At 60.3% G+C, this 18582-nt stretch carries 16 protein-coding genes; 6 read left to right on the plus strand and 10 right to left on the minus strand.

The window, feature by feature from the left end:
• Positions 1-89 precede the first annotated feature (89 nt).
• A complete protein-coding gene (locus AC3WK5_RS28475) occupies positions 90-1760 on the minus strand; it encodes a putative bifunctional diguanylate cyclase/phosphodiesterase (RefSeq protein ID WP_103314712.1) in 1671 nt (556 codons plus the stop codon).
• A 268-nt stretch (positions 1761-2028) separates the two neighbouring features.
• Between AC3WK5_RS28475 and rep the strand changes: the two genes are divergently transcribed.
• Both rep and AC3WK5_RS28485 read left to right on the plus strand, forming a co-directional pair.
• A complete protein-coding gene (gene rep / locus AC3WK5_RS28480) occupies positions 2029-4038 on the plus strand; it encodes a DNA helicase Rep (protein ID WP_054594630.1) in 2010 nt (669 codons plus the stop codon).
• Positions 4039-4095: 57 nt separating this feature from the next.
• Positions 4096-4668 (plus strand): xanthine phosphoribosyltransferase, encoded by a 573-nt coding sequence (locus AC3WK5_RS28485; protein ID WP_103314714.1) that lies wholly within the window; start codon positions 4096-4098, stop codon positions 4666-4668.
• Between the two features lie 142 nt (positions 4669-4810).
• Here the strand turns inward: AC3WK5_RS28485 and AC3WK5_RS28490 are convergent, their stop codons facing one another.
• The 6 genes from AC3WK5_RS28490 to dadA form a co-directional block, all read right to left on the minus strand.
• Positions 4811-6733 carry an acetyl-CoA hydrolase/transferase C-terminal domain-containing protein gene (locus tag AC3WK5_RS28490; RefSeq protein ID WP_103314715.1) on the minus strand — a complete coding sequence of 641 codons (1923 nt, stop codon included), beginning with the start codon at positions 6731-6733 and terminating at the stop codon, positions 4811-4813.
• Positions 6734-6867: 134 nt separating this feature from the next.
• Entirely contained in the window at positions 6868-7284 is a 417-nt protein-coding gene (locus AC3WK5_RS28495; protein ID WP_019694257.1) for a c-type cytochrome, read from the minus strand.
• Positions 7285-7467: 183 nt separating this feature from the next.
• Positions 7468-8016: a cupin domain-containing protein gene (locus AC3WK5_RS28500; protein WP_019694258.1), complete on the minus strand. Its 549-nt coding sequence runs from the start codon at positions 8014-8016 to the stop codon at positions 7468-7470.
• A gap of 127 nt (positions 8017-8143) precedes the next feature.
• Positions 8144-9217 carry an alanine racemase gene (alr, locus tag AC3WK5_RS28505; RefSeq protein WP_103314716.1) on the minus strand — a complete coding sequence of 358 codons (1074 nt, stop codon included), beginning with the start codon at positions 9215-9217 and terminating at the stop codon, positions 8144-8146.
• A 91-nt stretch (positions 9218-9308) separates the two neighbouring features.
• On the minus strand, positions 9309-9662 hold the full coding sequence (locus AC3WK5_RS28510; RefSeq protein ID WP_054594634.1) for a RidA family protein: 354 nt from the start codon (positions 9660-9662) through the stop codon (positions 9309-9311).
• The gene (dadA, locus tag AC3WK5_RS28515) at positions 9634-10938 is read right to left on the minus strand and encodes a D-amino acid dehydrogenase (protein ID WP_103314717.1); all 1305 of its coding nucleotides are present in this window, start codon (positions 10936-10938) and stop codon (positions 9634-9636) included. Before dadA ends, AC3WK5_RS28510 begins: the two co-directional genes overlap by 29 nt.
• 156 nt (positions 10939-11094) lie before the next feature.
• Between dadA and AC3WK5_RS28520 the strand changes: the two genes are divergently transcribed.
• Entirely contained in the window at positions 11095-11583 is a 489-nt protein-coding gene (locus tag AC3WK5_RS28520; RefSeq protein ID WP_003206849.1) for an Lrp/AsnC ligand binding domain-containing protein, read from the plus strand.
• 166 nt (positions 11584-11749) lie between these two features.
• On the opposite strand, the gene AC3WK5_RS28525 is transcribed toward AC3WK5_RS28520, so the two are convergent.
• The gene (locus tag AC3WK5_RS28525; RefSeq protein ID WP_054594636.1) at positions 11750-12103 is read right to left on the minus strand and encodes a YkgJ family cysteine cluster protein; all 354 of its coding nucleotides are present in this window, start codon (positions 12101-12103) and stop codon (positions 11750-11752) included.
• 149 nt (positions 12104-12252) lie between these two features.
• Here AC3WK5_RS28525 and AC3WK5_RS28530 point away from each other — a divergent pair, with 149 nt between their 5' ends.
• Entirely contained in the window at positions 12253-13566 is a 1314-nt protein-coding gene (locus AC3WK5_RS28530) for an NAD(P)/FAD-dependent oxidoreductase (RefSeq protein ID WP_103314718.1), read from the plus strand.
• A gap of 144 nt (positions 13567-13710) precedes the next feature.
• Here AC3WK5_RS28530 and AC3WK5_RS28535 read toward each other — a convergent pair whose 3' ends face one another.
• A complete protein-coding gene (locus AC3WK5_RS28535) occupies positions 13711-13956 on the minus strand; it encodes a DUF1127 domain-containing protein (RefSeq protein WP_103314719.1) in 246 nt (81 codons plus the stop codon).
• A gap of 178 nt (positions 13957-14134) precedes the next feature.
• Here AC3WK5_RS28535 and AC3WK5_RS28540 point away from each other — a divergent pair, with 178 nt between their 5' ends.
• Positions 14135-15565, plus strand: coding sequence for an aminotransferase-like domain-containing protein (locus tag AC3WK5_RS28540; protein ID WP_103314720.1), 1431 nt, complete (start codon positions 14135-14137; stop codon positions 15563-15565).
• 87 nt (positions 15566-15652) lie between these two features.
• Positions 15653-17218, plus strand: coding sequence for a phospholipase D family protein (locus AC3WK5_RS28545; RefSeq protein WP_103314721.1), 1566 nt, complete (start codon positions 15653-15655; stop codon positions 17216-17218).
• Between the two features lie 166 nt (positions 17219-17384).
• Here AC3WK5_RS28545 and AC3WK5_RS28550 read toward each other — a convergent pair whose 3' ends face one another.
• A complete protein-coding gene (locus AC3WK5_RS28550) occupies positions 17385-18527 on the minus strand; it encodes an MFS transporter (RefSeq protein WP_103314722.1) in 1143 nt (380 codons plus the stop codon).
• Between the last annotated feature and the right edge of the window lie 55 nt (positions 18528-18582).

Raw genomic sequence — 18582 nt, forward strand, 5'->3', positions numbered from 1 at the left:
CGGTCTGACAGTCACCTCATTGTTGAATGTCAGACCGCATTCGCGAGCAAGCCCGCTCCCACATGGGTTTGTGGTGTCAGGAGAAAGGGTTAAATCATCACTTCCAGCGCCTGCTGGTCGCTGTCGAAGTCCAGATACTCAACCAACTCCGCCAGCGGCAACGGCTTGCTGATCAGGTAACCCTGCACCTGATCACAACCAAAATCACGCAGCAGCTCAAGCTGTTCAAGGGTTTCAACGCCCTCGGCGACCACTTCCAGGTTGAGGTTGTGGGCGAGGTTGATCATCGCGTGGACCAGCTTGCGATTTTCCTCACGCGTCTCCATGCCACCGACAAAGCTTTTGTCGATCTTCAACAAGGCAATCGGCAGGCTGTTGAGGTGCACGAATGACGAAAAACCGGTGCCGAAATCGTCCAGGGAGAAACGCACGCCCAGACGCCCCAAAGCGTCCATGGTCTGTTTGACCAGATCGCTGCGGCGCATCACTGCAGTTTCCGTCAGCTCGAATTCCAGCCACTGCGCTTCGACACCGCGCTCGGCAATCAACCGGCTCAACGTCGACAGCAACTGACTGTCCTGGAACTGCCGGAACGACAGGTTGACCGCCATGTGCAACGGCGGCAGACCGCGTTCGCGCAACGCCTGCATGTCGCGCAAGGCACGGGAAATGACCCAGTACCCCAACGGCACGATCAAACCGCTCTGCTCGGCCAGCGGCACGAACTCGCTCGGCGGCAGCAACCCGCGCTCGCCATGACGCCAGCGCACCAGAGCCTCGAGGCCGACAATTTGCCCGTCGTCGAGGTTCAGCCGCGGCTGGTAATGCAGTTCCAGCTCATCGCGGCGCAAGGCCCGGCGCAGTTCGCTTTCAAGATCGGCGAGGCTGCGCGCGTTGCGGTTGATGCGTTCATTGAAGATATGAAAGGTGCAACCTTGGGTGCTTTTGGCCTGCTGCATGGCGATATGCGCGTGCCACATCAGCGGGTCGGCGCCAGCCTGCGCGCGCGCGTGGGCGATGCCCAGGCTGCAGCCGATCAACAGGCTTTCGCCGTCGACCCAGTAGGGTTCGGCCATGACTTCGGTGATGCGTTCGGCCATCCACTCGGCGCGTTGCGGTGCGCGGCGGGTGTCGATGAGCAAGGCGAATTCGTCGCTGCCCAGACGCGCCAGTTGATCGCCGGCCTCAAGCTGGCTCTTGAGCCGCGAGACCACTTGCAGGATCAGCCGGTCGCCGGCCTGGTGGCCGAGGGCGTCGTTGGCGTGTCGAAAGTTGTCGAGATCGAGGTGCCCGAGTGCCAGGCCACGGCCGTCGTTTTCCGCCAGACGCGCCGCCAGCAGGGTCTGAAACCCCTGGCGGTTGGCAATCCCGGTCAGCGGGTCCTGCTCGGCGAGGCGCTGCAAGGTGTTTTCGAGCACGCCGCGCTCACGCACATGGCGCAGGCTGCGGCGCAATGTATCCACATCCAGCGCATCGCGAACCAGCCAGTCGCTGACACCGTCCGGTGGGGTGGACGGTTCATGTTCGAGCAACAGCACCGTCGGCAGGCTGCAACGGCCTGGCTCCGGTTGAAGTGCGGGAATGGTCAACAGGACAGCACTGCGGTTGTCAGCAAATAGACTGCTCACCGACTCCCAGGTCGGTGCACTGATCAGCACAGCCGAGCTCCCCATAGGAGCCAGACACTCGCGTAACAACGCTGCCCACGCTGGCTCTTCGGCCAGAAGCAGCAAACGCAAGGGTTCGACAGGCGTAGACAAGCTAGCTCCCTAGACTCTGCAAAAGATGTTGGCGGCGGGCATTATGACGCGCAGATAAACAATGACAAATGATATTGATTATCAAACAGCCCGTTGTACCGCGATGAATCGAACATTAGTAGTCGCCAATTCAGCACGCATCCTGCGGGAAAGTAACAAAACCGGCAAATTTAGATAGCGTGGTACGTCACAAGTCGGAGAGAGGCAGCAGAATCTGTGCATCCTGTTAAAATGCCCGCCCTTTTCGCAAACGACTCCCTTTTCCGTCATGTCCCGACTCAATCCCCGGCAGCAAGAAGCCGTGAGCTACGTCGGCGGCCCTCTTTTGGTGCTCGCCGGTGCTGGCTCCGGCAAGACCAGTGTCATCACCCGCAAAATCGCCCACCTGATCCAGAGCTGTGGCATTCGTGCCCAGTACATCGTCGCCATGACCTTTACCAACAAGGCCGCGCGCGAGATGAAGGAGCGGGTCGGCACGTTGCTCAAGGGTGGTGAAGGACGCGGTCTGACGGTGTGCACGTTCCACAACCTTGGGCTGAACATCATCCGCAAGGAGCATGTGCGGCTGGGCTACAAACCCGGTTTCTCGATTTTCGACGAGACCGACGTCAAAGCCCTGATGACCGACATCATGCAAAAGGAATATTCGGGCGACGACGGCGTCGACGAGATCAAGAACATGATCGGCGCCTGGAAGAACGACCTGATCCTGCCACCCGAAGCCCTGGAAAACGCCCGCAACCCCAAGGAGCAGACCGCCGCCATCGTCTACACCCACTATCAGCGCACGCTCAAGGCGTTCAACGCAGTGGATTTCGACGACCTGATCCTGTTGCCGGTAAAGCTGTTCCAGGAACACGCCGACATCCTCGAAAAGTGGCAGAACAAAGTCCGCTACCTGCTGGTGGACGAATACCAGGACACCAACGCCAGCCAGTACCTGCTGGTGAAATTGCTGATCGGCACCCGAAACCAGTTCACCGTGGTGGGCGACGATGACCAGTCGATCTACGCCTGGCGCGGTGCCCGTCCGGAAAACCTGATGCTGCTCAAGGACGACTACCCGTCCTTGAAAGTGGTGATGCTGGAGCAAAACTACCGCTCCACCAGCCGCATCCTGCGCTGCGCCAACGTGCTGATCTCGAACAACCCCCACGAGTTTGAAAAACAACTGTGGAGCGAGATGGGCCATGGCGACGAGATCCGGGTGATCCGCTGCCGCAACGAAGACGCCGAAGCCGAGCGCGTGGCCGTGGAAATCCTCAGCCTGCACCTGCGCACCGACCGCCCGTACAGCGATTTCGCAATTCTCTACCGCGGTAACTACCAGGCCAAGCTGATCGAGCTGAAGCTGCAACACCACCAGGTCCCTTATCGACTGTCCGGTGGCAACAGCTTCTTCGGACGTCAGGAAGTCAAAGACCTGATGGCCTACTTCCGCCTGATCGTGAACCCGGATGACGACAACGCCTTCCTGCGGGTGATCAACGTCCCACGCCGGGAAATCGGTTCGACCACGCTGGAGAAGCTCGGTAACTACGCGACCGAACGCAAGATCTCGATGTATGCCGCGACCGATGAAATCGGCCTGGGCGAACATCTGGACAGCCGCTTCACCGATCGTCTGGCGCGCTTCAAGCGCTTCATGGACCGCGTGCGTGAGCAGTGCGCCGGCGAAGACCCGATCTCCGCCCTGCGCAGCATGGTCATGGACATCGACTACGAGAACTGGCTGCGCACCAACAGCTCCAGCGACAAGGCCGCCGACTACCGCATGGGTAACGTCTGGTTCCTGATCGAGGCGCTGAAGAACACCCTGGAAAAAGACGAAGACGGCGAAATGACCGTCGAAGACGCAATCGGCAAGCTGGTCTTGCGCGACATGCTCGAACGCCAGCAGGAAGAGGAAGACGGCGCCGAAGGCGTGCAGATGATGACCTTGCACGCCTCCAAGGGCCTGGAATTCCCCTACGTGTTCATCATGGGCATGGAAGAGGAAATCCTCCCGCACCGCTCCAGTATCGAAGCCGACACCATCGAAGAAGAACGCCGTTTGGCCTACGTCGGGATTACCCGCGCACGTCAGACCCTGGCGTTCACCTTTGCCGCCAAGCGCAAACAGTACGGCGAAATCATCGACTGCTCGCCGAGCCGTTTCCTCGATGAACTGCCGCCGGACGATCTGGCGTGGGAAGGCAACGACGACACCCCGACCGAAGTCAAAGCCGTACGTGGCAATAGCGCATTGGCGGATATACGCGCGATGTTAAAACGCTAGAATCGGCTACTTTTTAATCTACTTTCGGCGCCCGTAGCGCCAACAGAGGAAGCTGTTGTGGAAGCACTGCACAAGAAAATTCGCGAAGAAGGCATCGTACTTTCCGACCAGGTCCTGAAAGTCGACGCCTTTCTGAACCACCAGATCGACCCGCAATTGATGAAGCTGATCGGCGACGAATTCGCCACGCTGTTCAAGGATTCGGGGATCACCAAGATCGTCACCATCGAAGCGTCGGGCATTGCTCCGGCGATCATGACCGGTCTGAACCTCGGCGTGCCGGTGATCTTCGCCCGCAAGCACCAGTCCCTGACCCTGACTGAAAACCTGCTGTCGGCGAGCGTTTACTCGTTCACCAAGCAGACCGAAAGCACCGTGGCCATTTCTCCACGTCATCTGACCAGCAGCGACCGCGTGCTGATCATCGACGACTTCCTGGCCAACGGTAAGGCGTCGCAGGCGCTGATTTCGATCATCAAACAGGCCGGTGCCACCGTGGCAGGCCTGGGTATCGTGATCGAGAAATCGTTCCAGGGCGGCCGCGCCGAGCTGGACGCGCAAGGCTACCGCGTCGAATCCCTGGCCCGGGTCAAGTCCCTGGCTGGCGGTGTCGTGACCTTCATCGAATAACCCGCCACACCACAAAACCAGTGTGGGAGCGGGCTTGCTCGCGAAGGGGCCGTGTCAGTCGACATCGATGTTGACTGACACGGCCCCTTCGCGAGCAAGCGAACGTCGCCCGGCCCTTCCCACATTTGATCTTTGTTAACCGTTAATACGCGGTAGCCTTCAGGCCTGCCAGCAGCAACCGCTGATACAAGTCCGCCTTCAAGCCCTCAGGCTTCGTCAGCTGCATCCGCTCCAGATGAACCGGGTACTCCGAAGGTTCCGGCGCATCCAGCGCGGCCTTGCCCAGCTCCAGAATCTCGGTGAGTTTGAACTTGCTCTTGAGCCAGTTCAGCGCCCGCAACAAATCCCGCTCTTCGCTGCTGAAATCACTGCCCAACGGATACTCCGGAAACAACCGCGGGTGCCGTGCAGCAATCGCCTGCAAGCGCTGTGGGCTGTTGTCGGTGAAACGCGGATCGAGGCGAAAATCCTTCGGCAGTTTGCCGGCCTTCTGCGCCTGTTCGATCAAGCCTGGCTGGAAGCGTGAATCGCTGATGTTGAGCAACGCTTCGATCACCTTGGCGTCGGTCTTGCCGCGTAAATCGGCGATGCCGTATTCGGTGATCACAATGTCGCGCAAGTGCCGTGGAATCGTGCAGTGGCCGTATTCCCAGACCATGTTCGAGCTCACTTCACCGCCCGACTCACGCCAGCTGCGCAGGATCAGAATCGAGCGCGCGCCTTCCAGCGCATGGCCCTGGACGACGAAGTTGTATTGTCCGCCGACACCGCTGAGCACCTGACCGCCTTCCAATTGATCAGCAACACCGGCGCCGAGCAAGGTCATGGTGAACGCGCTGTTGATGAAACGCGCATCCAGGCGCTGCAAGCGCTTGAGCTCTTCCTGGCCGTACAGCTCGTTGATGTAACTGATGGCGGTCATGTTGAATTCAGCGAGCTTGCTGTGGGGTAATTCCCGCAACCGCTGATAGAAACTGCGCGGCCCGAGGAAAAATCCACCGTGTATCGAGATGCCGCCCACTTGAGCCGACTCATCCAGAGTCCCGGCATTGGCGTGCTGTTGCAGGGCAACGCTCGGATAAACCTTGCGCCGCACGATCCCGGCATCGGACAACGCCAGCAGACCGTTGACGAACATCTCGCTGCAACCATAAAGCCCCTTGGCAAAAGGCTCCACGCCACCTTCACGGCTAATCAGCTGCGCCCAGTAATGCGCATCAAGGTCCGTCAACAACGCACGGTAGCCGTCGTTATCCGCCTGCCGTGAGAGCAACGCAGCGGTCAGCGCATCACCCATGGCACCGATGCCGATTTGCAGGGTACCGCCGTCCCGCACCAAGGTGCTGGCGTGCAGGCCGATGAAATGATCCTGAACGCCCACCGGCATGTTCGGTGTGGAAAACAGCGTGCTGCCCTCCTCCTCGTCGATCAGCAAATCGAACGCCTCACGGTCGACTTCCGAGTCTCCCGGCATGTACGGCAGATCCCGATGAACCTGGCCGAGCAGCAGGATGGTTTCCCCGGCAGCACGACGTTTGGCGATCATCGGCAACAGGTCGAGGGTGATGTCCGGGTTGCAGCTCAGGCTTAGTCGCTCCGGCTGCTGCGGATCATGGGCCACCAATTGCGCCACCAGGTTCAACCCGGCGGCATTGATGTCCCGGGCGGCGTGGCTGTAGTTGCTGCTGACGTAGTCCTGCTGCGCCGACGCGCTGTGCAGCAAGCTGCCGGGCTGCATGAAGAACTGCTCGATGTGAATGTTCGCCGGGAGGCTGTCACGGTGCAGGTCGGCGAGAAAATCCAGCTCGGGATAATCGCCAAACACTCGCTCGATGAAGGGTTCCAGAAAGCGCCGCTGCAAGCCGTCGCCCAATGACGGACGACCCAGGCTCAACGCGGTGTAGATCGTCAGATGCCGCTCGGGCAACTGGGCGATGCGCTGATAGAGCGCGTTGACGAAGCGGTTGGGTTTTCCCAGCCCCAGCGGCAGGCCGAGGTGTATATGCGCTGGCAAACGTGCGAGCACATCATCGACTGCCTGTTCGATTGATACCGACTGCACCATCAGACCCTCCCGACCTGTCCATGAATTGAGGTCGGTTCGAGCTTGCCGCTTCCTCATCGCGATGACCAGTCTCAAGGTCAAATCCCAGGTACAAAAAAGCCGCTCGCAAGCGGCTTTTTCGCTGAAGACGGGGCTTATTTCAGGCCGGACATCTTCTGGATGGCGCCTTCAAGGTCTTTCACTTCGCAGTCGCTGCAGGTGCCTTTTGGCGGCATCGCATTGAGACCTGTCAGCGCTACTTTCGCCAGGCCAGCAGCAGTGCCGCCTTCTTTGTCGGCGCGTTTTTTCCAGTCTGCAGCATCACCGATTTTCGGTGCGCCCAGCAGACCCGTGCCGTGGCAAGCATTGCAATGTTTGGCAATGATTTCATCGGGAGTCTTCGCTGCACCGCCGCCTACCGAAGCGGCGACTTCCATCCCCTTGCACTCCTGGCCTTGTACACAGACCTGGCCGACGGGCTCAAGGCGCTTGGCGATATCGTCAGTGGTCGACGCCTGAGCGCTAACTGCCCAAAGGGCCAATACGGTTGCTGGTGCGGCCAGCATTTTCATAATTAGATTCACGCGTACACCCTCAATGGTGGCTAGTCACGCCCACGGCCACGGTTTCGCAGGCGGGCGCAAGTATAGCGGTAAGCCCGCCACACTGAAACAACCCTAAAGTCCTAGGGGTATTACGTCGTGGCGAAATACAGCATGGGGCGACTCGCAAAACCTTGCCGGACGCCTGTTTTCTTAGAAATTCGCCGGTGTGGCTGCGCTAATTAGTCGCGCTGGCGCATCGAACGGATTTCGGAAACGGTGCGGTTTGGTGCTTTCGAAATAGTAGCTGTCACCGGCCTCGAGCACGAATGTCTCGAGCCCGACCACCAACTCCAGCCGACCTTCGAGCAGAATCCCGGTTTCCTCGCCCTCATGGGTGAGCATCTCTTCACCGGTATCGGCGCCTGGCGGGTAGATCTCGTTGAGGAACGCGATAGCACGGCTCGGGTGGGCCTTGCCGACCAGTTTCATGGTCACGGCGCCATCGGAGATATCGATCAGCTCATTGGCCTTGTAGACAATCTGCGTCGGTTTTTCCTGAAGAATTTCTTCGGAAAAGAACTCGACCATGGACATGGGGATGCCGCCAAGTACCTTCCTCAGCGAACTGATCGAAGGGCTGACGCTGTTTTTCTCGATCATTGAAATGGTGCTATTGGTAACGCCTGCCCGCTTGGCGAGCTCTCGCTGGGATAGACCTTTCAGTTTACGGATCGATTGCAGTCGTTCACCGACGTCCAATGCATTAGCCTCCCAGGATTCAGATTGTGTGGATAGTGAGCGTTATCATGGCGACAGCGTTCAGTATTTACAACACTTGGGTCTGAATCCTGTTTGGCAAAACGACTTCCGGTCTCGACTGCCCGCCTCAGCTCCCGGAATAGAGCCGTGGCACGCGACGCAGGTTGCAGAAGATCTGGTAGGGAATGGTCCCGGCAGCCATGGCGACGTCGCTGGCGAGGATGTTTTTACCCCACAATTCGACCGTCGAACCGAGGCCTGCCTGCGGTACGTCAGTCAAATCGATGCAGAGCATGTCCATCGACACCCGTCCCAGCAGCTGGCTGCGCTGTCCGGCCACCAACACCGGCGTGCCGGTAGGCGCCTGACGCGGATAACCGTCGGCATAGCCCATGGCAACCACGCCGATGCGCATCGGCTTCTGGGTGATGAACTTCGCCCCATAGCCCACCGGCTCACCGGCCGGCAGTTCGCGCACGCTGATGACTTTCGATTCCAGGGTCATCACCGGCTGCAGGCGCGCCGCCAGCGGATTGGCTTCTTCGAAAGGTGTCGCGCCATAAAGCATGATGCCCGGGCGAACCCAATCGCTCGGCACTTGCGGCCAGCCCAGCACCGCCGGCGAGTTACACAAGCTGACCTGCGCCGACAAGCCCTGGCGCGCCGCTTCAAATACCGCAACCTGCTCCGCCGCGCTGCTGCTATGCAGCTCATCGGCACGCGCAAAGTGACTCATCAGCACGATCTTCGAGACTTTGCCGCTGGCCAGCAAACGCTGATATGCCGCCTGATAATCCGCCGGATGCAGGCCGACCCGGTGCATGCCCGAATCAAGCTTGAGCCAGACCGTGATCGGCTTGCTCAACGCGGCTTTCTCGAGCGCTTCGAGCTGCCACAGCGAATGCACCACGCACCAGAAATCATGCTCAACGATCAGCGACAGCTCATCGGCTTCGAAAAACCCTTCGAGCAGCAGGACCGGCGCACGAATACCTGCGGCGCGAAGTTCCAGGGCTTCTTCGATACAGGCCACGGCGAAACCGTCCGCCTCGGCCTCCAGCGCCTGGGCACAACGCACCGCGCCATGGCCATAGGCATCGGCCTTGATCACCGCGAGGGCGCGCGCGCCCGAGACTTCACGGGCCAGTTGATAGTTATGACGCAGGGCTTGAAGATCGATCAGGGCACGGGCAGGACGCATGGCGGCAGACTTCTAGGCGGTCATGAGGAAGAAAAAACCGGTGCTGACTGACGGCGTGAACCGCCAACAGCACCGGGAGAGGGATCGTTGCTTAAGGCAGAGCAGCCACTACCGACAGCTCAACCAGGATTTCCGGTTCGCACAGCTTGGCTTCGACTGTCGCACGGGCGGGCGCGACATTCTTTGGCAACCAAGTGTCCCAGACACTGTTCATGCCCTCGAAATGGGCATCGATGTCTTTCAGGTAAATCGTCACCGACAGCAGCTTGGTCTTGTCGGTCCCGGCCAGATCCAGCAAACGCTCGATGTTGGCGAGGGTTTCACGAGTCTGCTGTTCAATCCCGGCATTCATGTCGTCGCCGACTTGCCCTGCCAGATACACGGTACCGTTGTGGACAACGATCTGGCTCATGCGCTCATTGGTGAGCTGGCGCTGGATTGACATGCTTTTCAGACTCCTTTGGGGTGTTGCCATAACGGGAAATATCGAGGCCTTCAGCACTGATCTGCGGCGTTTTCTTCGCCATCAGGTCGGCCAGCAAGCGACCGGAGCCACACGCCATGGTCCAGCCGAGTGTGCCATGACCGGTGTTCAGGAACAGGTTCTTGAACGGGGTGGCGCCAACGATCGGCGTGCCGTCCGGTGTGGTCGGACGCAGGCCGGTCCAGAAACTCGCCTCGGCGAGGTCGCCGCCCTGAGGATAAAGATCGTTGACGATCATCTCCAGCGTTTCGCGTCGACGCGGGTTCAACGACAAGTCAAAACCGGCTATCTCAGCCATGCCGCCGACACGAATGCGGGTATCGAAGCGGGTGATCGCAACCTTGTAGGTCTCGTCGAGAATAGTCGATGTCGGGGCCATCGCCGGATTAGTGATCGGCACGGTCAACGAGTAACCCTTGAGCGGGTACACCGGGGCCTTGATGCCCAACGGCTTGAGCAACTTCGGCGAGTAGCTGCCGAGCGCCAATACGTAGCGGTCGGCGGTTTCCAGCTTGCCGTCGATCCACACCCCGTTGATCCGGTCACCGGCGTAGTCGAGGCGCTGAATGTCCTGGTCAAAGCGGAATTCCACGCCCAGTTTCACGGCCATTTCGGCCAGGCGCGTGGTGAAGATCTGGCAGTCGCCGGTCTGGTCGTTCGGCAGGCGCAAGGCACCGGCGAGGATATCGGTCACGCTGGCCAGCGCTGGTTCGACGCGGGCAATGCCGGCGCGGTCGAGCAGTTCAAAGGGCACGCCGGACTCTTTCAGGACCGCGATGTCTTTTGCCGCGCCATCCAGCTGCGCCTGAGTGCGGAACAGTTGCGTGGTCCCCAGGGTGCGGCCTTCGTAGGCGATGCCGGTTTCAGCACGCAGTTCATCGAGGCAGTCACGGCTGTACTCGGACAGACGGACCATGCGCTCCTTGTTCACCGCATAACGGCTGGCGGTGCAGTTGCGCAGCATCTGCGCCATCCACAGGTATTGGTCGATATCGGCGGTGGCCTTGATCGCCAGCGGTGCATGGCGTTGCAGCAGCCATTTGATAGCTTTGAGCGGCACACCCGGCGCGGCCCACGGCGAGGCATAACCCGGCGAGACCTGGCCGGCGTTGGCGAAACTGGTTTCCATGGCAGCAGCCGGCTGACGGTCTACAACCGTTACTTCAAACCCGGCCCGAGCCAGATAGTAGGCACTGGCGGTACCGATGACGCCGCTACCCAAGACCAGAACGCGCATTTTCGTATCCCTCATCGCGGCTTACCGCTGACGTTTGTTGTTCAAATCACAGATGTGCGCAGTGTAAAAAACATTTGCCAGTGCTTTTCACTATATAAGCACCTATATTTGGCGACAATTCTCGGCGAAATAGCTTTTTACGGAGGCGCATCCCCTATGCGGACCAATACTCAGACCAAACGCGAACTGGACAAGATCGACCGTAACATCCTGCGCATCCTTCAGGCAGACGGGCGGATTTCGTTTACCGAGCTTGGGGAGAAAGTCGGGCTGTCGACCACGCCCTGCACTGAGCGGGTGCGACGCCTGGAACGCGAAGGGATCATCATGGGCTACAACGCCCGGCTTAACCCGCAGCACCTCAAGGGCAGCCTGCTGGTGTTCGTCGAGATCAGCCTCGACTACAAGTCTGGCGATACTTTTGAAGAGTTCCGACGCGCCGTGCTGAAACTGCCGCACGTACTGGAATGCCACCTGGTGTCAGGGGATTTCGATTACCTGGTGAAGGCGCGGATTTCCGAGATGGCCTCGTACCGCAAACTGCTGGGCGACATCCTGCTCAAATTGCCCCACGTGCGTGAGTCCAAGAGCTATATCGTGATGGAAGAAGTGAAAGAGAGCCTGAACCTGCCGATTCCGGATTGAGGTCAGATCTGAGGAAATGGTCGTCTGGACGGACGCTTTCGCGAGCAAGCCCGCTCCCACATTAGATATTCAGTGGACACAGATTTGTGTACAGCAGCGATCCAATGTGGGAGCGGGCTTGCTCGCGAAGGCCGCGACTCGGTCAATCTGAAATGAACGCGACCTTCTAAACCAACACCTGCCGGGTGCTGGCCATGTATTCATGGATCTGCTTCTCGACCCGAGGGTGAATCAACTCCACCGGGCGGCGGCCGTTGGGGCACGGCAGGGTTGCCGTGGTGCCGAACAGCCGACAGATCAACGGCCGCTCGTCATACACCGTGCAGCCATCGGGGCCCAGGTGCACACAGTTCAGCTCATCCATCGCAGCGTCCTGCTCGGCCCTGGTCTTACGCGGCAGACGCGACATTTCTTCTGGCGATGTAGTCACCGGGCCACAGCAGTCATGGCAGCCGGGCACGCACTCAAACGAGGGGATTTGCTGGCGAAGAGCGCGGATTTTCTGACTGTTGCAGCTCATCGAAGCGAGTACCGGGAAAGTGAACGGGGTGGGATTTTGCCCTAAAAGCCTCGCGCCAGACAGCATTAGCCGACCAGTGTTGCCCAGCCCGAAAGGCCCGGCTTATGCTCCGTAAAATTTACTACACACACGAAACCCGGATGACACACATGAACGCCCGTGTTCAGCAGCCTGCCCCGAACAACCGGCATACAGCGTCTTACTACGCCGCCAGCAGCCTACCGCAGCCCGATTATCCGGCGCTCAAAGGCGAACTGCTGGCGGACGTGTGCGTGGTGGGCGGCGGGTTTTCCGGGCTGAACACTGCTATCGAGTTGGCCGAACGCGGCCTCAACGTGGTGCTGCTCGAAGCGCGCAAGATCGGCTGGGGCGCCAGTGGGCGCAACGGCGGGCAGCTGATTCGCGGCGTGGGTCATGGCCTCGATCAGTTTGCCGAGGTGATCGGCACGGACGGCGTCCGCCAGATGAAACTCATGGGGCTGGAAGCGGTGGAGCTCGTCCGGCAACGGGTCGAGCATTTTCAGATCGCCTGCGACCTGACCTGGGGTTACTGCGACCTGGCCAACAAACCTCGCGACCTTGAAGGTTTCGCCGAAGACGCGGCCGAACTGCACAGCCTCGGCTATCGCCATGAGACCCGATTGCTGCAAGCCCATGAAATGCACAGCGTGGTCGGTTCCGACCGCTACGTCGGTGGCTTGATCGATATGGGTTCCGGGCATCTGCACCCGCTGAACCTGGCCTTGGGCGAAGCTGCTGCGGCGCAGCAACTGGGTGTGAAGCTGTTCGAACAATCGGCCGTGACCCGCATCGACTATGGCAACGAGGTCAAGGTCCACACCACGCAAGGCACGGTCCGCGCCAAGACCCTGGTGCTGGGCTGCAACGCCTACCTCAACAACCTTAACCCCGAGCTCAGCGGCAAAGTGCTGCCCGCCGGCAGTTACATCATCGCCACCGAACCCTTGAGCGCAGCGCAGGCCCACGCATTACTGCCGCAGAACATGGCGGTCTGCGATCAGCGAGTGGCGCTGGACTACTACCGGCTCTCGGCGGATCGGCGTTTGCTGTTCGGCGGCGCCTGCCACTATTCCGGTCGCGACCCGTCGGACATCGCCGCCTATATGCGACCGAAGATGCTCGACGTCTTCCCGCAACTGGCCGGGGTGAAGATCGACTATCAATGGGGCGGGATGATCGGCATTGGCGCCAACCGCCTGCCGCAGATCGGCCGGCTCAAGGACCAGCCGAATGTGTATTACGCCCAGGCCTATTCCGGTCATGGGCTGAACGCTACCCACCTGGCCGGCAAGCTGCTGGCCGAAGCCATCAGCGGTCAGCAAGGTGGGGGGTTCGATCTGTTCGCCAAGGTGCCGCACATTACTTTTCCGGGCGGGAAGTATTTGCGTTCGCCGTTGTTGGCGTTGGGGATGTTGTGGCACCGGCTTAAAGAACTGGCCTGACACGTTTATGGCGCCTGTAAGGACGCCTTCGCGAGCAAGCCCGCTCCCACAGGGGGGTATCTGTGAACACTCATCTTGTGAGCAACAGAAACCAAATGTGGGAGCGGGCTTGCTCGCGAATCGATTTGAAGGGCAGCGCAGTCTTCAAAGCCTCCAGAACGGTTTGAGCCCCTCCTCCCGCGCCTCTGCACGACTCAGCCCCACATCGCGCAGCTGCTCGGGCGAAAGCTCAAGCAAACCCTTGCGCGTGTGCAGACGATGCCAGAACAGTCCCCAGCGACCGAGACCGGACGGGGCGTTGCGCATCGTTGACGCGCGCATGCCCTTATCCTGCCCAGCCTCCAGTTCCTGACTGTGTAACGCCAGCCGCACATCGCTCAAGCCGTTCATTTTGATTGCTCCTGTTTACTTGGGTCGCCAGAGATTCCATGATGCGCGGGGTGGTAAAACCGTTACAGATTCAAAGTAGCTGTATTACATCCATACAGATTTGCCGTTTTAGCGACTGAATCCTGTATTTCTGCCCCATCTGTACTGGTCCCCTGAATCCCTTCACCGAGGCTGCACCATGACTCTTTACGTCAACCTCGCCGAATTGCTCGGCACGCGTATCGAACAGGGCTTCTACCGTCCGGGCGATCGACTGCCGTCTGTACGGGCATTGAGCGTCGAGCACGGGGTCAGCCTGAGCACGGTGCAGCAGGCCTATCGGGTTCTGGAAGACAGCGGGCTGGCAATGCCGAAGCCGAAATCCGGCTACTTCGTGCCGGCCGGGCGCGAGTTGCCGGAGTTGCCCGTCGTTGGCCGTCCAGCCCAGCGCCCGGTGGACATTTCCCAGTGGGATCAGGTGCTGGAGCTGATTCGCGCCGTCCCGCGCAAAGACATCGTGCAGCTCGGTCGCGGCATGCCGGACGTCACCACGCCGACCATGAAGCCTCTGCTGCGCGGGCTGGCGCGGATCAGTCGACGGCAGGACATGCCCGGCCTGTATTACGACAACATCTACGGAATCCTCGAACTGCGCGAACAGATTGCCCGCCTGATGCTCGACTCCGGCTGCCAACTGAGCGCCAACGACCTGGTGATCACCACCGGCTGCCACGAAGCGCTGTCCACCAGCATTCGCGCGATCTGCGAGCCGGGCGACATCGTGGCCGTCGACTCGCCGAGCTTTCACGGCGCCATGCAGACCCTCAAAGGGCTGGGCATGAAAGCCCTGGAGATTCCCACCGACCCGATTACCGGGATCAGTCTCGAGGCGCTGGAACTGGCGCTGGAACAGTGGCCAATCAAAGCCATACAGTTGACCCCCAACTGCAACAACCCGCTGGGCTACATCATGCCGGAGGCACGCAAACGGGCACTGCTGACCCTGGCACAGCGCTTCGACGTGGCAATCATCGAAGACGATGTGTATGGCGAACTGGCCTACACCTACCCGCGTCCCCGCACGATCAAATCCTTCGACGAAGACGGCCGCGTCCTGCTCTGCAGCTCGTTTTCCAAGACCCTGGCTCCGGGGCTGCGCATCGGCTGGGTCGCGCCGGGCCGGTATCTGGAGCGGGTGTTGCACATGAAATACATCAGCACCGGCTCCACCGCCCCGCAGCCACAAATTGCGATTGCCGAATTCCTCAAAGGCGGGCACTTCGAACCGCATTTGCGACGGATGCGCACGCAATACCAGCGCAATCGCGACTTGATGCTCGACTGGGTCAGCCGCTACTTTCCCGTCGGCACCCGTGCCAGCCGCCCGCAAGGCAGCTTCATGCTGTGGATCGAACTGCCGGAAGGTTTCGACACGCTGAAACTGAATCGTGCGCTGATCGACCAAGGCGTACAGATTGCCGTCGGCAGCATTTTTTCCGCCTCGGGCAAGTACCGCAATTGCCTGCGCATGAACTACTCGGCCAAACCGACACCGCAGGTTGAAGAGGCAGTGCGCAAGGTCGGCGCGGCAGCGATCAAGCTACTGGCCGAGCATCACGAGGACAAATGACGCAATCAACCGACGCTTGAGCATTCACGGAGCATTGCCAAATGCCGTGCCATACTCCGGATCCTGCCCATTCGCGGAAACTCCGATTTGCGCTCCAGACAAGCCCTGTTTTTTCTGCCGCTCGTCTCGCTACTGAGCGGCTGCACCTCTCTCACCGTACATCACGAGCCGAGCCAGGCGCTGCCGGCGGCGGACTCTGCGTTCGGGCGCTCGATCCAGGCACAGGCTGCGGCGTATCAGGGCCGTTCCGGCTTCCGCCTGCTGCCCAACAGCAGTGAAGCCTTCATGGCGCGTGCCGAGCTGATTCGCAATGCGCAAAGCAGCCTCGACTTGCAGTACTACATCGTCCACGACGGTGTCAGCACACGGCTGCTGGCGGCGGAGCTGCTCAAGGCTGCCGACCGCGGCGTGCGCATACGCATCCTGCTTGACGACACCACCAGCGATGGCCTGGACCAGATCATCGCCACCCTTGCTGCGCATCCGCAGATTCATATTCGCCTGTTCAACCCGCTGCACCTGGGCCGCAGCACCGGGCTGACCCGTACCATGGGGCGGCTGTTCAATCTGTCTTTGCAGCATCGGCGCATGCACAACAAGCTGTGGCTGGCGGACAACAGCGCAGCCATTGTCGGTGGCCGTAATCTGGGCGACGAGTACTTCGATGCCGAGCCCGACCTGAACTTCACCGACATCGACATGCTCGGCATCGGCCCGGTAGCCGAGCAGCTCGGGCACAGTTTCGACCAGTACTGGAACAGCGCCCTGAGTAAACCGATCGATGAGTTTATCTCGAGCAAACCCACGGCAAAGGATCTGGCCAACACCCGACTGCGACTGAAAGAGTCGCTGGAGGGTACCCGCCAACAGAACCATGCGCTGTACCAGCAACTGAAGATTTACCAGACCCATCCACGCCTGGATATCTGGCGGCGTGAATTGGTCTGGGCCTGGAACCAGGCATTGTGGGACGCCCCCAGCAAGGTGCTGGCCAAGGACGAACCGGATCCGCAACTGCTGCTGACCACCCAACTGGCGCCCGAACTACAAGGTGTCAGTAACGAGCTGATCATGATCTCGGCCTATTTCGTCCCAGGCCAGACGGGGCTGGTCTACCTGACGGGACGCGCGGATGCCGGGGTTTCCGTCAGCTTGCTGACCAACTCCCTGGACGCCACCGACGTACCGGCCGTACACGGTGGTTACGCGCCTTACCGCAAGGCGTTGCTGGAACATGGCGTGAAATTGTTCGAGTTGCGCCGCCAACCCGGCGAGCACGGCGGCAGTGGCCCGCACCTGTTCCACGGCGCCGCCTCCCGTAGCTCAGATTCCAGCCTGCACAGCAAGGCGATGATCTTTGACCGGCAAAAGGCGTTCATCGGCTCATTCAACTTCGATCCGCGCTCGGTGCTCTGGAACACTGAAGTCGGGGTGCTGGTGGACAGCCCGGAACTCACCGAACAGGTTCGTGAACTGGCCCAGCGAGGCATGTCTCCGACCCTGAGTTATGAGGCTCGACTGGAGAATGGCCAGGTGGTGTGGGCCACTGAAGACAACGGCCAACCACACACCCTGACCCGAGAACCGGGGAGCTGGTGGCGACATTTCAATGCCTGGCTCAGCAAATCGGTGGGGCTGGAGCGGATGCTCTAAGCACTGCATGACCCCGCGCCATCACACCGTCCGTAGCAGCTGCCGAAGGCTGCGTTCGGCTGCGCAGCAGTCGTAAATGCGGATATCGCGGTCTTGCAGTTTAACCGTGACTACAGGGTTTGCGTCTGCTGCGCAGCCGAACGCAGCCTTCGGCAGCTGCTACACATTACGCTGGTTGCGCAGTGCCAAACGCCCCTTGGCGTAGCAACAGGATCACCAGCCCAAACGCCCCTGCCGCCATCAGCAACGGCAAAGCGTGCCCACTGATCCATTGACTGCCCGCACCGGCCGCCAATGGGCCGATCAGACAACCGATACCCCACAATTGCGCAATGTGAGCGTTGGCTCGCACCAACGCATCATCGCGGTAGCGCTCGCCGATCAGAATCAGCGACAAGGTAAACAAGCCGCCGGCACTGGCGCCAAACAGCACCCACAACGGCCAGATCAGCAAGGTCTCGAGCAACAGTGGAATCGCCAGGCTCGAGAGCATCAGGATGACTGCACAACCGGCAAACAACGTACGCCGCGACAGTCGATCTGCCAGCGCGCCAATCGGCAGTTGCAACAAGGCATCGCCGACCACCACGGTGCTGACCATCGCCAGGGCGATTTCAGCGCTGAAGCCCTGGCGCAGGCAATACACCGGCAGCAAGGTCAGGATCATCGCCTCGAACGCAGCAAACAGCGACACCGCCCAGGCAATCGCCGGCAGGCCCCGACAAAAGCTCAGCAAGTCGCTGAAGGTCACGCTGCAGGCTTCGCTGCTCGGCGCGCCGCTGCGTCCCAACAGCAACAGCGGCGACGTCACCAGCAAGCCGACACCAACCCAGAACCCGAAATCGTTGTCGGTGCCCAACGCGCCCAACAGCAACGGGCCGGACAGTTGGCTCAGGGCATAACTGCTGCCATACAGCGCCACCAGCCGCCCCCGCCATTGTTCGACCACCAACTGGTTGATCCAGCTCTCGCCGAGGATGAACACGAGGGTCAGGATCACCCCGATCATCAAACGCAGCACCAGCCAGACCGGATAACTTGGCAACAGCGCCAGCAAACCGATGGAAAACGCCCCGGCCCACAGGCACAGGCGCATCAGATTGGCCGTGCCGAAACGCGCCGCCAGATGACTGGAGACCTTGGCCCCCAGCAGCACGCCAATCGCCGGCATCGCCGCCATGACGCCGATTGCAAACGAGCCATAACCCCAGCTTTCCAGACGCAACGACACCAACGGCATGCTGACGCCCAGGGCCAGGCCGACGCTCAGGACAGAGGCCAGCACGGCGAAATAAGTCGCCCAACGCATGTTCCACGCTCCTGTGGATAATTATTTTTTACAAACGGCACATAACAAACGTGGG

The sequence above is a fragment of the Pseudomonas sp. FW306-02-D09B genome, from assembly GCF_058782685.1.

Excerpts from the sequence above, each read along its gene's own strand:
- rep (WP_054594630.1), top strand. The coding sequence starts at position 2,029 with ATGTCCCGACTCAATCCCCGGCAGCAAGAAGCCGTGAGCTACGTCGGC.
- alr (WP_103314716.1), bottom strand. The coding sequence starts at position 9,217 with ATGCGTCCTGCCCGTGCCCTGATCGATCTTCAAGCCCTGCGTCATAAC.
- AC3WK5_RS28530 (WP_103314718.1), top strand. The coding sequence starts at position 12,253 with ATGAACGCCCGTGTTCAGCAGCCTGCCCCGAACAACCGGCATACAGCG.
- AC3WK5_RS28520 (WP_003206849.1), top strand. The coding sequence starts at position 11,095 with ATGCGGACCAATACTCAGACCAAACGCGAACTGGACAAGATCGACCGT.
- AC3WK5_RS28490 (WP_103314715.1), bottom strand. The coding sequence starts at position 6,733 with ATGGTGCAGTCGGTATCAATCGAACAGGCAGTCGATGATGTGCTCGCA.
- AC3WK5_RS28510 (WP_054594634.1), bottom strand. The coding sequence starts at position 9,662 with ATGTCAATCCAGCGCCAGCTCACCAATGAGCGCATGAGCCAGATCGTT.
- AC3WK5_RS28540 (WP_103314720.1), top strand. The coding sequence starts at position 14,135 with ATGACTCTTTACGTCAACCTCGCCGAATTGCTCGGCACGCGTATCGAA.
- AC3WK5_RS28525 (WP_054594636.1), bottom strand. The coding sequence starts at position 12,103 with ATGAGCTGCAACAGTCAGAAAATCCGCGCTCTTCGCCAGCAAATCCCC.
- dadA (WP_103314717.1), bottom strand. The coding sequence starts at position 10,938 with ATGCGCGTTCTGGTCTTGGGTAGCGGCGTCATCGGTACCGCCAGTGCC.
- AC3WK5_RS28550 (WP_103314722.1), bottom strand. The coding sequence starts at position 18,527 with ATGCGTTGGGCGACTTATTTCGCCGTGCTGGCCTCTGTCCTGAGCGTC.
- AC3WK5_RS28535 (WP_103314719.1), bottom strand. The coding sequence starts at position 13,956 with ATGAACGGCTTGAGCGATGTGCGGCTGGCGTTACACAGTCAGGAACTG.
- AC3WK5_RS28495 (WP_019694257.1), bottom strand. The coding sequence starts at position 7,284 with ATGAAAATGCTGGCCGCACCAGCAACCGTATTGGCCCTTTGGGCAGTT.